The sequence below is a fragment of the Stenotrophomonas sp. SY1 genome (assembly GCF_021202945.1).
In the GTDB taxonomy this organism is placed as follows: Bacteria; Pseudomonadota; Gammaproteobacteria; order Xanthomonadales; family Xanthomonadaceae; genus Stenotrophomonas.
Genome location: NZ_JAJOYR010000002.1, coordinates 360,112 through 376,064, shown reverse-complemented (window position 1 = coordinate 376,064; position 15,953 = coordinate 360,112). Strand labels below are relative to the sequence as shown.

Below are 15,953 nucleotides of genomic sequence, written 5' to 3'. Positions count from 1 at the left end.
TCCGAACACAGCAAGCCTCGGGTGATTTGCCGTCTGTTGTGGATTGAGGCACGAGCTCTCTTCAACGAAGGGGTACCCGGGTCTATGTGAATGACACTTCACCGCTGTCACGCCTTGAACGAACTTAACGGCTCATCACGTTGGTGGTGTAATCGATCGCGCCATCCACGCTTCTCCACTGCGCGAATGTTTGGTTCCGCTTCGAGCATGTCCAAATACGGGATTAGATGTAGCAACTCATCGTCTGACAAATCGCCGGTGAACTCCCGAACCAGAACCAAGTTGCCGTAGTTCCGAGCGTACTTGCTGGCCGTGTCATCAATTCCGATGATCTGCTCCAGCTTGAACCCACGTTTCTTCAGCTTCGCGAACCGCTTCTGGGTTGAGTAGCCGCCTTCTTCCCAATCTCTCACCAGGCTGCACCTGCTAGATGACCAGACGAACTCCACGGAGCGGTTCGGCATCAGCTGTGCAACCAATGGCTCAGCGTAGAGCCGCCCAGATGACGTCCAAACACCGACATTGAACCTTGAGAAGGCGAAGTCCAAAAATGCGTCGAGATGGGGGCGTTTGTAGACGTGATACCCAACGACACTCAGATCCGCAGGACGATCCAAGGATCGTTCAGTCGAATAGACGAGCGTTTCATCAAGGTCAAGTACCAGAAGCTTCCTACCTGTGAGTGCCATGAGCGTTCTTGTCGGTTCTGATGCAGGTGTTTGGCGGTGGTCTAATCTCATTCCGCACGACAAGTGGATATGAGCACCTTGGGAGAGCCGTCATTCGCCCTACGGGTGGGGTGGATGGCAGCGAACAATTTGAAGCTAAACCTCAATGATCAAGTTCGGATCGAAACTCGGATTCTCTGGTCTGAAGTCTTGTCCCTCTTGTCGCACTGGATAGCCTCGGGGATTGCAGACAACCCGTCCGCGTCCTATCCGGTAATCGACAGAGTCATGAACATGACCGTGAATCCAGAGGTCTGGTTGCGTCACCAGGGATTCCAAGCTCGAAGCGAACGCTGCTGACAGAAGGTCCCCACGATATCTATCTGGGATCGATTGAGCGGATGGGGCCATGTGCGAGATGACTACCGTCTTGCCGGCAAACGGCTCAGCTAGACGCGCCCCCAGCCAGTTGCGATCCTGGTGATGGAAGCGCTGGGTGTATAGGGGGTGAAGCCGCCGGAAGCTATCTGCTTCAATTCGGATGCGACGATAGTCATTGAGCTCCGCCGCAGCGCTGTAAAGGGCCATCGGGTATTGCTCGTCCCCGAGCAGCCTGAAATCAGTCCATAGCGTCACGCCCAGAAATCGAACATCTTCAAGAATGACTTGGGTCCGATTGAGGTAGTGCATCTTCCTCGTTGCCGTACAGGCAGTAGCGATCTTTCTTTGCACGCTGTCCAGGCAGTGCCCGTAGCCCTCATGGTTGCCACTGACATACATGACGGGGACGTCAGGAAACGTCTGGTCGGCCCATGCCACAGCGCGATCACCCTCATCGATGTCGCCAGCCAGGACCACGACGTCCGGCTGAGACACTTCCACGACAGGGTCGTGGTGCGTTGCGAGGTTTTTCCCGCCTCTATGCCACATCTCGCGATGAAGGTCTGATAGGACAAGAAGGCGCATGGCCTGATTCCCTTTAGATGAATCGGAACAGTTGGGGGTGAGAGCGATGACGGACGAACCTGTATGTTGCTATTGGGTTGATCGCTAGATAAGCAGCTTCTTGCGAATCCTCTGCCCGGCAACTGCCAGCTCTCCGTCGCTTTCGTCATAGGGGGAGCCAAAGAGGGGCATCTCAATCCACCACTGCCCCTGGCCGGGATGAACGTAGGCACGGTGATCATCCATCAGTAGTGCATCTCCTAACCTTGGGGAAACGAAACGCAGATCCTTCGTCTTTCCTGACCACTTGGTGTAGTCAATCTCGGCGAACCAAAGTGGCGCGCCCCCTTCTCGGACCAGAAGCTCGGCGATACGTCGCAGCAGGGATTCTGGAACTGTCGCAAACGTCACCAGTTGATCAAACTGTACATACAGGTCCTCATGAAAGGGCGGCAGCCCCGGTCGAGCGATCTGACTCACCAGATCAGAGTTCCTTCCAGATCCAGGGCTAGGATTTTCGGGCGAATGAGATCGTTCATCAGATCAAGGACAGCGTTGATAGCAATTCGTCGACATCAGGGTGGCCAAGAAGATGCGCTCTTCGCAGAAGGAGTCGGGAAGGCAATCACTGAGAGCGTCGACCAACTAGCCACCACGAGATTCCTTCGGCGTATCCGGACCTCCCTGCGGAGAACGACAGGAGAGGGAGATGCGTCTGACTCGAAACGCAACAATCCGATGCGGGCAGTGACATCTCATCAAGGCTGCTTACGCTGATTATCAGCGAGAGGATGCAGCGGAAATTTGCAAAGTAACCGGCGTTGCAAACGTCGTGTGTACGCTCATCAGTGTTGTCACAAGCACCTCAATGGTGACTTCAGCAAGTTGTGTCGGGTGCTGACATTGCTCCCAAAAATACCTCGTGTCTACATCGTGACCCTACTGGTACGCTCACCTGTATGTGTGGGTGTGAGCCTACTGGTACGCAAGCGACATCGCGGATCCTGACTTCAGCGAAGTAGGCCGCATGCACTCTATGCTGAGATCCTTCGCAGAAACACGGCCATAGTTTTTTGCTCAGAGAACATCTTCGAGATTGGAGACCGCGTTCGAACTAGAATTACCTCTCCCCTGGATGCAGGAAACGCATATGGTCAGGACAAGTCTGTCGCACCCGATCCGCATTGCGGAGTTAGCCGTGGGCACACAGGGCGGTGCTATCGGAATAACGTTCGCACCGGGAAAAGTTCAGGAAGTTGCGCTAACCGGCAGCTGGGCCAGGGATATCGACACAGACCTTGCTGCGATTCGTGCATGGGGCGCAGACTACCTCATCACGCTGATCGAACCGTGGGAGTTTGAGGAGCTCCGAGTCCAATCGCTGCCAGAGCGTGCCGCAGCCCACGGACTGGTTTGGCACGGCTTACCGATCGTAGATGGTGCCGCCCCCGATGCTCGCTTACTTGACCGGTGGGAAACGCTTGGACCTTTAATGTCGCGGGAGCTAGTTGCAGGGCAGAAGGTCGTCGTCCATTGCAAGGGCGGGCTAGGTCGCGCAGGAACCGTCGCCTCAATACTTCTTCTAGACACTGGAACCGCGCAGGATGGTGACGAAGCGATAGGGATGGTTCGTCAAGTGCGCCCAGGGGCGATCGAGACGCTGGTGCAGGAGGTCTTTGTTCGTGGGTGGATGACCTCCAACCAGGACCACAGGAAGTGATCACACCAGTTGAAGGTACCGTCCTGGTGAGCGACGCTGGTCCTGACGCGTGCTGCCCGGCCGCAGGGACAAGGCGGGGATTAGTCGAGTTTGACTCGCCGTTAGCCGAGTTCGCCAGGCAGAACGTATATCTGTTTTTTAGATATCGGAAAGCTGGATATAGCTTCGGAGGCCGCTCAAAGAAGACGCGTCCGTGGCAAAGTCGATACATCGCAAGGAATACACAGTCCTGATCGAGGTCGTTCGTGATGCCAGAATTGCCGCTGGCCTGACACAGGCGCAGGTCTCAGAGAAGCTAGGTCGAAGTCAATCTTTCATCAGCGATGTAGAGCTAGGAAAGCGCCGGCTGGACATTGTCGAACTTAGGGACATTGCGAATATCTGTGGTCTTTCCTTGACCAAATTGATTACCGTTTTCGAGCGCAGACTGTAGTTGTGGCCTGCCGAACTGGGTGTGATCTGTGAACCAAGTCCTTCCGCCACTGGGGAGGCTGACGAAACTTCATTCTCGGGGATCTAAGTCGACATCGGACTCGGCTGCATTTCGAAGCTTCAGCTTCGCTGGCTTCATGGTAGCCGCCCAGTGCCAAGTCCTGCTTTTGCAAGCTTTACCAATCGCACCCGCGGAGCACGCCATTCCCGCGATGCCGTGCTGAATCAGAACTTCCAGCGATATGCTGGCTCAAGCCAGTAGGCCTGACCGACCGGCAAGAACGTGGCCAGAGCGACTTCCACGATCAAAGGTTTACGCCATTGCGCATCTGGGATGAAGCAAAAATCAGTTGCAATGATCGAGCCCGCTTGCTCACGCTGGATTAGCCATTTGGTTTTGGTTCTGATTTCACGATCCAAAACGTGGCCGGCGCTCGTTTCACACATTCCACTGCGCAAAAATTCAGAGGCAGCGGCGCGCATCCCGGACCACATCACGTATCGTTTCCGCCCTAAGCTTAGCTGGGCCCACTCATCGACTTCAGTCGAAGGAAGTTGACGGGCAAGCGATTCGTTCATGCGGTGCTTGCGCAAGAGATTCCCCAGGTATGCGGTAACTTCGCTATCGCCCAGGGATGTCCAGAGTCGCAGTCTAGACTTGGCGGGGCAATCGGCAGCCCAACTCGCTAACATAGTTGTTAGCGCCTGGTCCAGAGTTCCGGAAAGGTCGCGCCAAGGGGGCTGATATGTCCAAGCGAAAGGTTCATATAGTGATCGTGCTGCCCCTTTTTGGTTGAGCGGGACTAGCTGCAAGATGTTCAGGTTAGAAAGCGTTTCAAGGGCTTGAATAGCCAGCCCCTGGGGGGCTACGGGTGCGCTTACGGTTCTAGATCTCTCTAAGGCGCACCAAGCACAGGCAAGGAAAGGCCCAGTCGAACGAACAAAACTGTCCAATTCAGGCCAAAGCGTATTGAGAGTCGGTTGGTTGACGACATAGGCCACGTAGCCCTCGAATCGCTCATCCTAGCCGAAGGATACCAATCAGCTCGGTGAGTGTCTATCTGATTTTCAGATATTGTCGGGCGCCGCAGCTATTGCGGCGAGGCCGGGAGGCTAAAGCAAGCATGGAGTGGACTTGTCTCGCCGCTACGGTTTCCAGTCGACCGCAATACTTGCCACGCAGCAAAGTACGGGGCATGAGTGTGTCGGAGACCGGGCACCTAACAGGACGCTGAAATACCTCCCGTCCGCATAGACTTGCTGCCTTCCCGTCTTACTTGGTCCGATACCTTCGATGCGTGGTTCTGACGTACTGCAAGAAAGCCTGTTCACTGTCCGCAAGCTGGATGATTTTGTTCCGGCTTCGCATCCGCTACGACCGATCCGCGAGCGGGTGAACCAGGCGCTGGTGCGGCTGGAGGGACTGTTGGCGCGGATGTATGCCGAGAACGCAAAGGAGGTCGGTCCAGCATCGCGCCTGAGGAACTGCTGCGGGCAATGTTGCTGCAGGTGTTCTACAGCGTCCGTTCCGAGCGGCAGTTGATGGAGCAGACCCAGTACAACCTGTTGTTCCGCTGGTTCATCGGACTGGCGATGGACGATGCGGTATGGGTGTCAACGGTGTTCAGCAAGAACCGCGACCGGCTGATCGAACACGGCGCCGTGGTGGCCTTGTTCAATGAAGTTCTGGCGCAGGCCGATCAGGAAGGCTGGCTGTCGGGCGAGCACTTCAGCGTCGACGGGACGCTGATCCAGGCCTGGGCGAGCCACAAGAGCTTCGTGCGCAAGGATGACGATGAAGAGGGCGATGGTAGCGACTTCCGTGGCCAGTCCCGCAGCAACGACACACACGCTTCCACGAGCGATCCGGATGCCCGGCTGTATCGCAAGGGCAACACGGCCAGCGAGTTGCGTTACATGGGCCGCACGCTCAGCGACAACCGACACGGGTTGATCGCCAACGCGCAGGTGACACGTGCTGATGGCTTTGCCGAACGCGAAGCGGCCAAGGCGATGATCGCCGATGCGGTGCAGGCAGCGGCGGACGATGCACAGGTCACGCTGGGTGCAGACAAGGGATATGACGCGGCCGAATTCGTGGAGGCGCTGCAAGGAATGAAAGTGATCCCGCATGTGGCGCAGAACACAACCAACCGGCGCTCAGCCGTACCTGATGACATTGTTTCCAGCGATGGTTATGCAATCTCCCAGCGCAAGAGCAAGCTGATCGAACAGGGCTTTGGCTGGGCCAAATCCATTGGCCCGATCCGGCAGGTGATGGCGCGTGGACTGGCGAAGGTGGATCAGGTGTTCGTGCTGGCGATGACCGGCTACAAACCTGGTACGGATGCGAACGTTGGGACAGTTGCGCCTGCAGTGCGGGAAAACGGCATGAAATGGCCGCTGAAAGCGGAAAAAAAGCTGCAAAATATTCATACACCGAGGGGCGCCGAACCGATTTGAATGCAGGCCCTCTCATGTCATCAAAGCTGCGACGGGTCGCGCTCAGAACGGGCAGTATTTCAGCAGCCTGTTAGAGCAAAGGTTGGCCAAAAGGCCCGATTAACCGCAGTACTTGCCGTCTGCCTACACTGTCGGAGCTAGTTAAAAAAAGGCACTACCCCGCAATCCGTCATGACTTTTTTACGGACGCCGAACTGTGCGCCACGCATTGTGTGATTACTTGCGCCCCTCTCCTTGCCTGTGCTATACGGCTTAGTAAGCAGTGCGCTATCAGGATGGGGGTTTGGCGCATTCCAGCCGGATGGTGTGTGCCGGAAAGAGTTGTTTCAATGGACGAACTGACTTTTGGAGCATTATTCTCATGAAAGAGACTATCAGGCCCAGCACTGTAACTGTCCTCTGTACATACCAGTGCACGGCTGCCTGCCAGCAATGTTGTTTTGAATCCAGTCCACGGGTTAAGGGTGCGCTAGACAGCGCTTTTATTTGTTCCCGCCTGTCTGAAATCAAAGAATCATTCCCGTCGATCAGTATCGTAGTTTTCACGGGCGGTGAAGCGCTTCTTTTGAAAGACGAGCTATTGAAGAGCATCTCACACGCGAGTTCGCTTGGACTCAAGGTCCGCGTTGTCTCAAACGGATTTTGGGCAAAGCGAATGGATGGAGCTTTGAGAACTGCGCGCGCGCTTTCGGAATCCGGTCTTACCGAACTAAACATCAGCACAGGACGAGATCATCAGCAATTCGTCCCAGAAGAGAGCATCATCAATGCATGCATCGCTGCTGTTGAAAAGGGAATCACAACAGCCGTCTCTATTGAGACCGATACTGAGGAGAGCGACTGTCTGCACTCATTGCGCAGGGACCCCAGAATCGAGGCTTTACTGAAGCGCGAGAACTTCAAGATCTTCAACAACTTCTGGATGCCGTTTCACACCGATGCTCAGCGGCGTCAACAGTCCCCAGACCTAGATCTCCTCCGGAAAGGGTGCTCACAGGTTTTCGACAACGTGGTCATAACGCCACATGGGAATATTTCCGCTTGCTGCGGTCTGACGCTGGAGCACATCCCTGAGATGCGACTAGGGAAAAGCAATGGTACCAATATTGCGGAGCTCTACCTATCCCAAGCAGATGACTTTATGAAGTACTGGCTGCGGGTCGAAGGCCCTTATCGAATAATCGAGACTGTGATGGGTGACGATGCTGGGAAATATGTGGAGGATGTCGTTCACGGTTGTCAAGCATGCGCCATCCTCCACAAAACACCTGAGATCCGAGAGAGATTGCTAGAAAATTACGAAGTTCATGTGGCATCGGTAATGACACGTTACGCGCTCGAGAATGCAACGAAAGGTATCGAGATTTCAAAGACCAAGGAGATGGCCCGTGAAGCGTAGGACCCTGATTCAATCGGCTTTAGTTGCAGCTCCCCTGGCCGCAAGCACTGCATTGGCATCCGGAGGCTCGCGGCTTTTCGGAAAACCGGGGAGCGTGGTGGAGAGTGCTAACGTTACGGGAGGCCTCAGAATTCCGCTATCAAATACGGGTATTCCAGAACAATATTGGGGCAAGATTCGCGGTCTTACTGAACTCGTGACCGGCGTGTTGAATTCTGCCTCGGAAGCCGCAGAGTTTTCCACCTCACCTGCTGCATATTTAAACAAGCATGGTATAGATTCATCTGACCCCGTTCTGCAAGATGAAAACGTCCGACTACTTGCGGTGATCTCGAATCCGAGCGCCCAAGCTGCGATAAATAATAGAGACTACTCTCGCTTATTTAAGTTCCTCACTGCATCCGGCGCGCTTTCATTCAATTCCACTCGCCTTCAGGATGAAATTTCTAAATCTTTAAGTAAGAATGCCGCGGAGGTTTCGGCACTAATTGGCCGAGGGGGATCAAGTCTGTCATCCGCAGATCGGGAAGCCCTTCTGCAGTTTATCGAGGCATCTGGTGGCGCGGTGTCAGAGGATGACCTGGCGCTCACGTACACATTGATCAACTCTGAGTTGCCTGACGCAGCGCCAATGGCGATCTCGGTTGTAGCAATAGCCCTGGCATTGGTCACTGCGGTCGCGGTTGGCTTTGTCGCCGTGTATGTCGCAGTCTGGGTTATCGGCGGTCCTGTGGCTGGGGCCCAAAGATCATTTTCCAATACCAATTTCGCCAAGCTTCTTGAGGCAGACCCGACATTGTCTAGCAGCTATGAACGAGTTGCTCGCATTGCGGCACTTACCGGTGATCCTGAAATTTTTAACGAGGGCACCAGGAGCCTTATTACCGCTGAGTGTGGGGCTATCATAGGGGCCATGCGTCAGCAAAATATAATTAGGCTCAACAATGACGGCGCTGATCGCCTCATTGAAGCACTGTCCACGTACTCCTATAGAGTTGTTGGGGTGTGATTTATGCCAGTTAACACCAATAAGAATTTTTCCATAGGTGGCTTAAACGGCCGATCACTCCTCACGCTGGCTGTCCTTGTGGCCGCCATCGTAGGTGCACTTTTATTATTCAAACCGAATGTGCCTTTGCCTGCGGCCGCCGCTGTTTCGGCACTGGTCGTTTTCATTGTTGCTTTCCTCTTGGCCTCGGCTCGCGTTACCGTTCTCGGTGATCATCTGGTTGTTGGTGCCGGTTTCTATAAGGTGAAGGTCCCGCTGACGGACTTGCTTATTGAGGATGTCAAAGAGTTACCGAGCGATAGTTCATTCAAGCTCCGCTGGAGGACGAACGGACTTGGTTGGCCAGGCCTCAGCTTAGGGTGGTTCTCCACAAATGGCGAAAAGTCGGTGTTCGCGGCGATATCGAGTAAGCAGCGTCGAATCTATATCCCGCTCCGTGGATCGTACGATCTGGTGGTTACGCCTGAATCGACGGATGAATTCCTGTCGACGCTTAGATCGCTAGGCCGGCCAGGGTAGTCGGGTGGGGTCTTATCCGATCAGGTCCGCCGCGCTCGAATGAAGGTCCTGTTTAATATGCCAATGCCCCGAAACCCGGGGCATTGGCGGTTATATGGTCTCCGCCCTTCTATTTGCACGCCTAGTGACCACCTCCCAGCTCTTTGAGCCATCCAAAAGTAGAGAAATTCGGCGAAACTAACCCCAAGCAACGAGGTGGTTTTGCCATGAAGAAGTCGAAGTTCACCGAAGAGCAGATTGCGTTTGCCCTGCGTCAGGTCGAAGGCGGTACATCGGTCGGCGAGACGTGCCGGAAGATGGGAATTTCCGAAGCGACGTTCTACAACTGGAAGAAGAAGTACGGGGGGGGGCTGGGCGTAGATATGTCTGATATCGAAGGGACGGAACGCGCATTTCAGCGTCTCATTGGCTACTTGGGTTCGCGGCGAAAACGCCTTCGTCTGTTCCTCCAGATATTGGCGACGCTACTTGCTGCGCTAGGCCTGGCGGCCGTGTTTGTGTCCGGTCCGTATTTGCAGCTGGCAGTCGTATTTCTGGTTGGTGGAGATAGTTCCTCGCTGGTCACCAGCCTTAGCTCGGACGGCATCGATCGATTTCCTACTTTGGCTGGATATGCTGAGGCTGCTGTTTGGCCTCCATACCTTATCTCGGGATTGTTCTGTGCGACGGCTATGTCCATCGCTAAGACCAAGAGAGCATTTCTGTTTAATGCATGCCTCTCCGTTGCGATTGCATGGACCGTGGTAGACGCCAGCAACGGGCTTAGCGCACAAGACCTCGTGGTTTCTGTGGTCTGCAACATTCTTGGGGGATTGCTGTTAGCGCTGTTCTCTTATGTCGCAATAGTCAACTTTGACGTCATCCGTTCACTCGGCGAACACCATAAGATTATTGAGCGTGCGATTTGGATAATTTGGCCCTTTGTGTCGTACCTAGCTCTCGCGTGCTGTCTCTTCTTTGCTTTAAGTTTTGTCATCAATACGCCGGACTCATCGTTCAGCGCCAGACTAGAACCACCGATCAACGGCTACTACGCAAGTAACGTGCAAGACGACTGCTATTCCATGGGGGTGAAGGAATCCCATGTCGCTGGTGATAGCGAACGAGGTGTTCCGGATGTCTGCACGGGAGCTGCTAAGAAGCCAGCGCCAAAAGATGAGAAGGAGTACTTCGGTGCAATGGAGAAGATCCAGCCAGAGGAAGGCAATACAGTTGAATGGACCGGGATGGGAAAGGGCTTATCCCTATTTTGGCGCAATGATTCAAAGGCGCGAGCCCTGGTAAGCCTGAGGCTTCTCGAGAACTGCATGACGCCTGATGAAATTACAAAGGAATTGAGCTCCAAGGCGATAGGGGAGTTCAAGGCAAACAGCGTGGAAATCAAGGTCGATGATGCTTTGAGCCATTTTTCCGTTGTGAATCCGGACCAGCTTCGAGGAGTCGAAGTCTCTGAAGACTCGGCCATCAATCAGTTTTGGATAATTCCCTCCCGAGACGATGCTGCCAAGCTCGAAGTTCAACGATTCGTCATGGATGGAAAGCTGTTGGCGGAAGAGGGGATGAAGCAAGTTCATTACAGAATTGATCTTTTACCCTTCAAGCATGAGGGGGATAAGTTGGCCGTTCGCTCTCGTACGCTGCGGATCCGTCGCGATGGCGATGGAGAACTTAGACCAATTGAACTCAGCATTTCTCAAGAGAGGCCCGTTACGTCACAGAATGGCCTTTGTCGGAGCCTGGGGGTTCTTGACGAAGAGGGCGCCGGGAGAGCCGAAGCCATTGGTCCCGTGATCAACGTTGTTTTTTCTGTTTCTCCGGCACGTACTCCGCTATTGGATGATCTGAACGACACAAGTTCCATGACCGTGACTGGTCTCAATGGCTGGATAGCTACCGACGGCTGGCCGAAATCATCACTAAATAGCTTCATCACTTACGGAGAGGTGAAGTATCTCTCATTGTTCGGAGCAGTTAAGGATGTCCAGATAGGAGATCGAAGCATTAACACCGGTGCTACAAGTACGCTTCAAGCAGCAGGCAGCTTCCGTGGTAGAACCGACGGCTCAGCAATTCTCATCTCAGGGGATGCGCGATGGTTGTCGCTGAACGAGCACCGCTTAACCCAAACGCGTTGGGAGCAACTTGATGCCGGGGTAAGGATTCCTATCATTTTAGGGTTGCCCACAGCAGTTTACTTCATGCTGCGGCTTGTGCTTTCTACGTTGAGACGGCCCCGGTGCCGAGTTTGGCACATACCCTAACGCGGTCTGGACATCGCTTGCGCTGCGAATGACTGGTTTTGGCCGATAAAGAGCGTGAGGATCGGTGATCTCGCCTCGGCGGTGCTGATGTCCGCTTCCTACCCATAATGGGATAGGCGGGCCGATGAAGGGGCAATGCCTCGGTCCACCGGCCCACTAATCTAACGATCCAGCGTGCCGGCCGCAGTTCTCCGAATTCGTCCAATTCTTGATACGCTCGTCACACATCCTAGGGGGCTGGGATCAGGGTTTTAACGCTGCATGCTCGGGCGCCCATGTGTTGAAGCGGGCATAGCAACAGGGCATCAGAATCCTCTGTCCGCTCGCGGACAAACCTTACGGTTACCGAAGCCGACATCACGGGCGTTACCCACACGGGCAGTACGGTCGGCAGCTTGACGGGAGACGTGACGCTTGTTGCGGGCAATGCACTGAAGATTGAAGGTAGCGACGTCATTGCCCTGCAGGGCGATATCACCGCTAAGGCCAAGTCCATTTCGATCACCGAAGTGCAGGACACAAGCACCGCTGAGCAGCAAACGCGGTTCAAGCAGGCCGATCTGACAGTGGCGGTAAGCGCACCGGCACTGAGTTTGTTGCAGACGGCCGACGACTTGAACAAGGCGGCCAAGCAATCCGGCGGTGATGGGCGGATGCAGGCGTTGGCGGCTGGCACGGCGGCACTCAACGCCTACAACTCGGCAGGTGCGATGGGGCAATTGGCCGATGGCCTGGCCAGCGGCAACCCTGCAGATATGGCAAAGGGAGCCAACGTCAGCATTTCGGCGACCATTGGTGGCAGCAAGAGCGAAAGCAAGACCATCCAGAGCAGCAGCCAAGCCAAAGGCTCCAGTCTTCAGGCAGGTGGCGACGTCACCCTGATTGCCACCGGGGGCGGCGAGGACAGCAACATTCTGGTGCGTGGTAGTGACATTACCGCAGGCAACAACGTGCTGTTGGCGGCCGATAACAACGTGACGCTGGAAGCTGCCCGGAATACGGCCGAGCAGCACAGCACCAGCAAGAGCAGCAGTGGCGCGATCGGTGTGGCAGCCAGCTATGGCAGTGATGGTGCCGCCTTCGGCGTTACCGCCAGCGCAAGCAGCTCGCGAGGCAAGGCCGACGGTGAAGATGTCACGCACCGCAATACGCACGTCAGTGCAGGCAACACGGCAACGGTTATCAGTGGCGGTGACACCACCCTCAAGGGCGCTCAGTTGTCTGCTGAGAGAGTGGTAGCCAATGTAGGCGGAGATCTGAGTATCGAAAGCCTGCAGGACACCAGTACCTATGACAGCAAGAACAAGAGCATGGGCGGTAGTGTCACCGTAGGTGCCGGCTTCAGTGGCAGCGCCAGCTACAGCAGCAGCAAGGTCAAGGGCGACTACGCCAGCGTCACCGAACAGAGCGGCATCCAGGCCGGCGCCGGCGGTTTTGATATCACGGTGGCCGGCAATACCGACCTGAAGGGGGCGGTGATCGCCAGCACCCTGGGAGCCGTGGATGCGGGTGTCAATCGGCTGCAGACCGGGACGCTGAGTACTTCGGATATCGAAAATCACAGTCAGTACGACGCCAAGAGCGTCAGCCTGTCGGGCGGTTACAGCGTGGGGGGCGAAGGAAGTAGCGGTGGAAATGAAGGCTCACCAAGCACGACCAACAATGGCACCAATTGGTCCTGGCAGAACTTCAATACCGGAGCGCAAGGTGCAGCTGCAGGCTATGGCAGCGAGAAGGGCAAGGACAGCTCTACCACCACCAGTGGTATCAGTGGTGGCGTGGTGGCTATCACCGATCAGGCCGGGCAACAGGCACTGACCGGAAAGACCGCGGAAGAAGCGTTGGCCGGATTGAACCGCGAGGTGCTCACCGGTGATGACGCCAACGGTCTAGCCAAGGCCTGGGACGGACAGAAGCTGCAGCAGCATGTGGAAGCGCAGGCGCAGATCACCGCGATGTTCGGTCAGCAGGCCAGTAAGGCGGTTGGGGACTACGCTGACAAAAAGGCTTGGGATCTATGGGCACAAGGGAACGATGAGGAGGCCGCCAAATGGGAAGAGGGTGGTGCATATCGGGTTGCTGCGCATGCGGTCATGGGGCTGCTCGGGGGCGGTATGGAGGGCGCACTGGGAGCGGGCGCGGCCGCTGCGGCAGCGAAACAGTTGAACGAACTTACTGCGGGCCTGCCAGATGGAGTCAAGGAATTGGTTGGTGCAGGACTGGCAGCTGGAATTGGCTCCATCGGTGGTGGAGCGGGCGCTGCAAGTGCATTCAATGAGGATACGAACAACCGCATGCTTCACCCAGGCGAGGTGGCATGGATTCGTGAGCATGCCGGTGAGTTTGCTTCGGAGCAAGGAATCAGCCGGGAAGAGGCACTTAGGATACTGCTTGTAGAAGCTTCCGCTTATGTGGATAAGGGGGTGCAAGACAAGCTTTCTCAGTTGGGCAACGATCAGGACAATGTTGAAGCTCTTAAATTCTTGAATAGGAATAGCGAGGTCTACGGGGGGCTGGAGGCCTTCAGTAGTAGGCAGCGCGAAGACTCAAGTATTTTCGCGGAAGAGTTGGGGAGGGATAAGGCTGCATTTTTGGCGGTGTTTAACGCCCTGGCTGGAACTGCGGGCGATAAATATGACTGGCACGGGGAACTGGCTGCTGCAAACAAATACTTTGCAGATGCTTCTGCGTCGCAATGGGCAGCAGCCAAAACGCAGGCAATTGGTCCCGTAGTTGGGATATCGGCGGCTTTGGCAGTGACGGCTTTTTCTGCGTGTCGACTAGCACCTGCAACCTGCCAGCAAGTACTGATCGACGCTGCTGAGGGTTTAATGAGTGAATACACGGGAGGGCATGCGCTTAGCACGGCGGTTGGTGCTGCTGGAGTAGCTGGTGCGGCATCCAAGGCGGATGATGCATTGCGGGCCGCGACTGCGGCGGAGAAAGAAGTGGCAGCTTTGAAGGCTGCCGCTGCAGCGGCAGAGAGGGAGGCTGCTGCAGCGGCAGCAGCCGCTGCAGAGCGTAATTCCATGAATGAGCTTCGCCAGCAATTGCTTGCGGCTGAGGCGAGGGATCCAAGGATTGGTACAGTGCTTCCTGGTGCTAGGGAGCCGGTGGCAGTTACTGCCGAAAGTTCCTTAGGCGGGCGAACGTTACTTGATACTAATCAAACAGCTCGGCCAGCTGTGCTGGCCGATGCGAACAAACCAACCCTTGTTGCTGATTTGGTTCCGCCAGGAAAGCCTAATTCCAATATGGCTAATGCTCATGCGGAGATTGCGCTAATTCAGCAAGCTTTTGATGCAGGGCTAACCAAGGGGCAGTCCATGACAATTGTTGTGCGGGGGGAAGAAGTATGCTCGTACTGTAGTAGTGTGTTGACTGCTGCAGCTGAGCGTTCGGGTTTACAACGGCTGCAGGTCGTTGATACGGTAAAGGGTGAGGTGCTTTTGTGGGTTCGAGGGATAGGGTGGAGGGAATGATGTCAGGATCTAAGCGTGATGCCGTCGTTCTGGAGATGCGCAGTCTCGATAGAACTATGGATCCACCTGCGCGGTTCGTGTCACAGCCGGATTGGTCGTGCGTTCTTACGGCAATTCGGGATGTTTTTGAGAAGGATGGTTTTGTTTATCTGAAGGTCTTGGCTCCGGTGGGGTCATTTGTAAAAGAAGTTTCCATGAAGGCGATTGATGGTCGTTATAGGGTAGTAGTTCTTACGAGGTCTGATGATCCAAAGATGGCGGTGTTGGAATGGCGGCAGGAAAATGATTCAGACGTAATGAAGCAAGTTAGGTTTGGTGGTGATGAGTGGGATGTGCGTACGATATGTACCGACATATCAGTTGCTGAGAGAGTATTCAAGGAGGTGCATGATTCTGGCGACATTGTGGATGGGTTGAGTTGCATGAAATCTCAGTGGGATTTGGGATAGCGTTCTCAGAGAAACAGGAGAGAGACAGAGGTCGAGTGAACTGCCCCGGATTTCATGGACAAGGTGGTCAGGGGACACCTCTGGTCTGTTGATGTTGTTTTTCGATCTGTAAAGGTGTGGTGTAGCCGAGGGCTGAATGGAGCCGGTTTCGGCTATAGAAAAGCTCGATGTACTCAAAGATAGCCGTCCTTGCTGCTTCTCGACGGGGAAACGGACGGCCATCATTGATTTCGAGCTTCAGATTGGCGTAGAAACTCTCAATCATTGCGTTGTCGTAGGGCGTGCCTGGCCGGCTCATGCTCAGTGCTATTTTAGCTTTCGCCGCTTTCGCCGCTTTCGCCGCTTTCGCGCGGTATTGCAGACTCCGGTACTGGCTGCCTTGATCGTGATGAAGAGTCAATCCGGGCGCAGGCGACACCATGACTAACTCCTGTTGAAGGGGCTAATCAGGCTTCGCCCAAGCGAAGAAACAAGACGTGATGCGACCCAGGGCAGACACCCGGAGCGCTATCGGCTTGTTGGCTGGTGAAAACAGGGGTCAGAGTCAGGTTTCCAAGAAACTCGACTCTGCCCCTGTTTTTACGTTCAGCCCCTCGTTTTGCAAAT

12 protein-coding genes and 3 pseudogenes are annotated in these 15,953 nt (G+C 55.0%); 10 read left to right on the top strand and 5 right to left on the bottom strand.

Features of this window, described 5'->3' with window-relative positions; all coding sequences use genetic code 11:
• Positions 1 to 107: 107 nt before the first annotated feature.
• The 3 genes from LR961_RS13160 to LR961_RS13150 form a co-directional block, all read right to left on the bottom strand.
• Positions 108 to 689, bottom strand: a complete 582-nt coding sequence (locus tag LR961_RS13160) for an HAD family hydrolase (RefSeq protein ID WP_232150030.1) — start codon at positions 687 to 689, stop codon at positions 108 to 110.
• Positions 690 to 824: 135 nt separating this feature from the next.
• Positions 825 to 1,634 carry a metallophosphoesterase gene (locus LR961_RS13155; RefSeq protein ID WP_232150021.1) on the bottom strand — a complete coding sequence of 270 codons (810 nt, stop codon included), beginning with the start codon at positions 1,632 to 1,634 and terminating at the stop codon, positions 825 to 827.
• 84 nt (positions 1,635 to 1,718) lie between these two features.
• Positions 1,719 to 2,093: a hypothetical protein gene (locus LR961_RS13150; protein WP_232150019.1), complete on the bottom strand. Its 375-nt coding sequence runs from the start codon at positions 2,091 to 2,093 to the stop codon at positions 1,719 to 1,721.
• Positions 2,094 to 2,748: 655 nt separating this feature from the next.
• Between LR961_RS13150 and LR961_RS13145 the strand changes: the two genes are divergently transcribed.
• Together LR961_RS13145 and LR961_RS13140 are read left to right on the top strand one after the other, a co-directional pair.
• Entirely contained in the window at positions 2,749 to 3,333 is a 585-nt protein-coding gene (locus LR961_RS13145; protein ID WP_332311041.1) for a cyclin-dependent kinase inhibitor 3 family protein, read from the top strand.
• Between the two features lie 193 nt (positions 3,334 to 3,526).
• The gene (locus tag LR961_RS13140; protein ID WP_232150017.1) at positions 3,527 to 3,766 is read left to right on the top strand and encodes a helix-turn-helix transcriptional regulator; all 240 of its coding nucleotides are present in this window, start codon (positions 3,527 to 3,529) and stop codon (positions 3,764 to 3,766) included.
• Between the two features lie 224 nt (positions 3,767 to 3,990).
• Here the strand turns inward: LR961_RS13140 and LR961_RS13135 are convergent, their stop codons facing one another.
• Positions 3,991 to 4,344, bottom strand: a complete 354-nt coding sequence (locus LR961_RS13135; protein ID WP_232150015.1) for a hypothetical protein — start codon at positions 4,342 to 4,344, stop codon at positions 3,991 to 3,993.
• A 715-nt stretch (positions 4,345 to 5,059) separates the two neighbouring features.
• Between LR961_RS13135 and LR961_RS13130 the strand changes: the two are divergent.
• From LR961_RS13130 to LR961_RS13100, 8 genes and pseudogenes are all read left to right on the top strand, one after another.
• Positions 5,060 to 6,160 (top strand): annotated as a pseudogene (locus tag LR961_RS13130) (IS5 family transposase).
• 429 nt (positions 6,161 to 6,589) lie between these two features.
• Positions 6,590 to 7,627 carry a hypothetical protein gene (locus LR961_RS13125; RefSeq protein ID WP_232150014.1) on the top strand — a complete coding sequence of 346 codons (1,038 nt, stop codon included), beginning with the start codon at positions 6,590 to 6,592 and terminating at the stop codon, positions 7,625 to 7,627.
• Positions 7,617 to 8,636 (top strand): hypothetical protein, encoded by a 1,020-nt coding sequence (locus tag LR961_RS13120; RefSeq protein ID WP_232150012.1) that lies wholly within the window; start codon positions 7,617 to 7,619, stop codon positions 8,634 to 8,636. The genes LR961_RS13125 and LR961_RS13120 overlap by 11 nt, the downstream gene beginning before the upstream one ends.
• 3 nt (positions 8,637 to 8,639) lie before the next feature.
• The gene (locus tag LR961_RS13115) at positions 8,640 to 9,155 is read left to right on the top strand and encodes a PH domain-containing protein (RefSeq protein WP_232150010.1); all 516 of its coding nucleotides are present in this window, start codon (positions 8,640 to 8,642) and stop codon (positions 9,153 to 9,155) included.
• 206 nt (positions 9,156 to 9,361) lie between these two features.
• Positions 9,362 to 9,514: pseudogene (locus tag LR961_RS13110) on the top strand (transposase); the annotation flags it as partial.
• 2,255 nt (positions 9,515 to 11,769) lie between these two features.
• Positions 11,770 to 11,943, top strand: a pseudogene (locus LR961_RS19275) (hemagglutinin repeat-containing protein); the annotation flags it as partial.
• A 126-nt stretch (positions 11,944 to 12,069) separates the two neighbouring features.
• Positions 12,070 to 14,898 (top strand): hemagglutinin repeat-containing protein, encoded by a 2,829-nt coding sequence (locus LR961_RS13105; RefSeq protein ID WP_332311040.1) that lies wholly within the window; start codon positions 12,070 to 12,072, stop codon positions 14,896 to 14,898.
• Entirely contained in the window at positions 14,898 to 15,347 is a 450-nt protein-coding gene (locus LR961_RS13100; protein ID WP_232150001.1) for a hypothetical protein, read from the top strand. The genes LR961_RS13105 and LR961_RS13100 overlap by 1 nt, the downstream gene beginning before the upstream one ends.
• Positions 15,348 to 15,414: 67 nt before the next feature.
• Here LR961_RS13100 and LR961_RS13095 read toward each other — a convergent pair whose 3' ends face one another.
• A complete protein-coding gene (locus LR961_RS13095) occupies positions 15,415 to 15,768 on the bottom strand; it encodes an integrase core domain-containing protein (RefSeq protein WP_232149999.1) in 354 nt (117 codons plus the stop codon).
• Positions 15,769 to 15,953: the final 185 nt, after the last annotated feature.

Coding starts and splice junctions, on each gene's coding strand:
- LR961_RS13105 (WP_332311040.1), top strand. CDS start 12,070: ATGCAGGCGTTGGCGGCTGGCACGGCGGCACTCAACGCCTACAACTCG.
- LR961_RS13125 (WP_232150014.1), top strand. CDS start 6,590: ATGAAAGAGACTATCAGGCCCAGCACTGTAACTGTCCTCTGTACATAC.
- LR961_RS13135 (WP_232150015.1), bottom strand. CDS start 4,344: ATGAACGAATCGCTTGCCCGTCAACTTCCTTCGACTGAAGTCGATGAG.
- LR961_RS13115 (WP_232150010.1), top strand. CDS start 8,640: ATGCCAGTTAACACCAATAAGAATTTTTCCATAGGTGGCTTAAACGGC.
- LR961_RS13160 (WP_232150030.1), bottom strand. CDS start 689: ATGGCACTCACAGGTAGGAAGCTTCTGGTACTTGACCTTGATGAAACG.
- LR961_RS13100 (WP_232150001.1), top strand. CDS start 14,898: ATGTCAGGATCTAAGCGTGATGCCGTCGTTCTGGAGATGCGCAGTCTC.
- LR961_RS13155 (WP_232150021.1), bottom strand. CDS start 1,634: ATGCGCCTTCTTGTCCTATCAGACCTTCATCGCGAGATGTGGCATAGA.
- LR961_RS13095 (WP_232149999.1), bottom strand. CDS start 15,768: ATGGTGTCGCCTGCGCCCGGATTGACTCTTCATCACGATCAAGGCAGC.
- LR961_RS13145 (WP_332311041.1), top strand. CDS start 2,749: ATGCAGGAAACGCATATGGTCAGGACAAGTCTGTCGCACCCGATCCGC.